A 2,846-nucleotide genomic window follows, 5' to 3' on the forward strand; every position below is an offset into this window, starting at 1 on the left:
TTTCCACTTATTATAAATATCAATTTTATCTTGTTTAGATAATTTGGTCATAATAAAACCCCGAAATTCTTGTCCGAATTTCGGGGTTCATATCACAATGGTCTTTTTTAATACTGAAAATACGCTTTAGAATGATATTTAGCGTAAGTATTGCGATATTGACTAGGGGTCTTATTTTTCCATTTTTTGAAATTTCTGTTTAAAACTTTTGAATCTGAAAAGCCAACCTCATTAGCAATAACTGCAATTGGCTTATTAGTATTTAATAACAATTGGCGTGCATCTAATAATCTGGTGAGATTCAGGTATTTGCCAACTGACATGTAATTACTCTGCTTAAGCTGACTATTGAGTGTTACTTGGGAGATTCCAAACTTATGTGAAATAGAACTAGCCGAAACATTTTCGCGATGGTGGTTATTAATGTAGGTAATTAATTCATTAACTAAAGGTGAATTAAGCGTAGCGGAATTATCCTGAGGTTGATTAAAGTATTGGTCAAGGATAGCAATAATTTGAAAAAAGTCTGCTAGAATTTCAAACCTGATTGGATCGGTAATTTTTTGCTTAACTTTTTTAGAAATATTGATTAGAAGTTCAGAGATCTTTTGATAAGCTTGATAATTGTGATTAACGCTCTTGCCCATTAATTGTAAATTCCAATTAGCACTAGAAGGAAATTCACTTAATAAGAAGTCGTCGTCAATGATTAAGCCAACATAGTGGATTTTATTTTTAGAAATACTAGAAGCTGAATGAACTTGGTTATGGTTAACTATCCAGATATCGCCAGCATTAAAGTGAAAAGTTGTTCCCTTTAATACAAATTGCAAATCGTTGCCCTCAATTAAATAGTTGATTTCAATTCCTTGATGCCAATGTTCTTTAACGAAGGGATTAGTTGAATCATAAAAATAAAATGGAAGTCGGGGAGTGTTTTGAACTTCTTCATGTATAACTGTCATGTTTAATCCTTAAAAAAATAGTAATAACTAGTTTAAAAATTAATACTTACTCTCTTTTTATAAATGATAAATTATTTTTGTAAACAGAAAGGAGGAAGTCGTAATGATTAAACTAGTAGCAATTGACACGGATGGCACATTACTTAATTCTAAGAATAAAATATTGCCCTCAACAAAACAAGTCATAAAAGATAGTTTGGATAAGGGAATCAAGATAGTTCTGTGTTCAGGTAGACCAATTGCTGGCTTACGCCCATACATGGATGAACTGGGAATTAGCGGTCCAAACCAATACGTTGTCACTTTAAATGGAGCAATTGTCAGGAATGCAGATAACCATATATTAGCTCAGGACTTAGTAGATAACGAAACATATCGAAAATTAACTGAGTTTGCAAGGGAAAATAATGTCCCATTTAATATTGTAGATCCTGATTCTAAGATTATTACAGCGGACCATGATATTGACTATATCGAGTTATTGCAAGCTTGGGAAAACCATGCCGGGATGCTTGTCCGCCAGCCAGATGAATTGCCAGCAGATTTTGAAATTTCTAAGGGGTGCTTTGTAAGTACAGATCCTGAAGTTTTGAATAAGATTGAACCTAAGGTGCGTGAGCAGTTTGGGGGCGACCTATATATTGTCCGTGCTGACGATTACTTCTTAGAAGTGTTGCATCCAAATGTAAGTAAGGGCAATGGTCTCATTAATCTTGGAAATAAAATTGGCATTAAGACAGAGAAAATGATGGCCTTAGGTGATTCAGGTAATGATATCTCAATGTTTGAAATTGTCGGGCAAGCAGTCGCTATGGGCAATGGTAGTTTAGAAGCTAAGAATGCTGCTGATTATGTAACAGCATCTAATGATGAAGATGGAATTGCACAAGCTTTTCAAAAATTTGTTTTAGATAATTAATGTATACTGCCCCCTATATCTCAATCACTTAATCTCCCCCCTGGGTTGAGATATTTAAAAGGGTTCATTAGATAGAAAAATATCTGATGAACCCTTTTTTTGACTAGTCGATAACTAATTTTAAAATTCCAATTGCTACACATAAGGCTAAGATTGGAAGCAATAAATATGCTGCAAAGAAAAAGATTAGACTTATTGCAACTAAGAAGCCGACAACTTTAAATAAGCCGATTCCTAGCTTCCAACATAACCAGAAAATAAAAATTAAAAATAACAGGGAAAGCATAATAGTATCCTTTCTATGCTAAAGACATTTGTAATAATATAATACACCATAGGAGAAATTGCAATTAATAAAAAAATTTAAAATTTCGAGGAATTATAATGAAAAGAATTACTTTAGGCTTATTGGCTCATGTTGATGCTGGTAAAACTACCTTGTCTGAAGGGATGTTATATGCTAGTGGTCAGTTAAGGAAGCTAGGAAGAGTCGATAAGCAGGATACTTTTTTAGATACTGATAATTTAGAAAAGAAACGCGGGATTACTATTTTTTCTCATATGGCCAAAATGAATTTAAAAGATACAGAAGTAACAATGCTTGATACTCCAGGACACATTGATTTCGCTAGCCAGACTGAGCAAGTCTTATCCGTACTAGATTATGCTGTCTTGTTAGTATCTGCAAGTGATGGGATAACAAGCTATACCAAGATGTTGTGGGATAAGCTAATTGATTATCAAGTTCCAACTTTTATTTTTGTCAATAAGATGAATCAGCCTGGTACTAATAGAGAAAATGTCATGACTGACTTAAATAAAAAATTGCAGGCGAACTTTGTGAATTTTAATGATAATAGGGATGCTTTTTCCACCTAAAGTCAAGTAATATCAATATTTTTAATAAATTTTCTTGTTTGGTTAGTTCAGTATTAATATCCAAATCAAAATTTTATAGAAAT

The 2,846-nt window shown here is 32.9% G+C and carries 3 protein-coding genes and 1 pseudogene; 2 read left to right on the forward strand and 2 right to left on the reverse strand.

Annotation, left to right across the window (positions count from 1 at the left end; genetic code table 11):
* Positions 1–107: 107 nt before the first annotated feature.
* Positions 108–965 carry an AraC family transcriptional regulator gene (locus tag J2Z60_RS10795; RefSeq protein WP_209687700.1) on the reverse strand — a complete coding sequence of 286 codons (858 nt, stop codon included), beginning with the start codon at positions 963–965 and terminating at the stop codon, positions 108–110.
* Positions 966–1,068: 103 nt separating this feature from the next.
* Between J2Z60_RS10795 and J2Z60_RS10800 the strand changes: the two genes are divergently transcribed.
* Positions 1,069–1,884, forward strand: coding sequence for a Cof-type HAD-IIB family hydrolase (locus tag J2Z60_RS10800; protein ID WP_209687701.1), 816 nt, complete (start codon positions 1,069–1,071; stop codon positions 1,882–1,884).
* Positions 1,885–1,987: 103 nt separating this feature from the next.
* On the opposite strand, the gene J2Z60_RS10805 is transcribed toward J2Z60_RS10800, so the two are convergent.
* Entirely contained in the window at positions 1,988–2,170 is a 183-nt protein-coding gene (locus tag J2Z60_RS10805; protein WP_209687702.1) for a hypothetical protein, read from the reverse strand.
* Positions 2,171–2,268: 98 nt separating this feature from the next.
* Between J2Z60_RS10805 and J2Z60_RS10810 the strand changes: the two are divergent.
* Positions 2,269–2,754: pseudogene (locus tag J2Z60_RS10810) on the forward strand (GTP-binding protein); the annotation flags it as partial.
* Positions 2,755–2,846: the final 92 nt, after the last annotated feature.

The organism is Lactobacillus colini (genome assembly GCF_017874575.1).
GTDB classification, from domain to species: Bacteria; Bacillota; Bacilli; order Lactobacillales; family Lactobacillaceae; genus Lactobacillus; species Lactobacillus colini.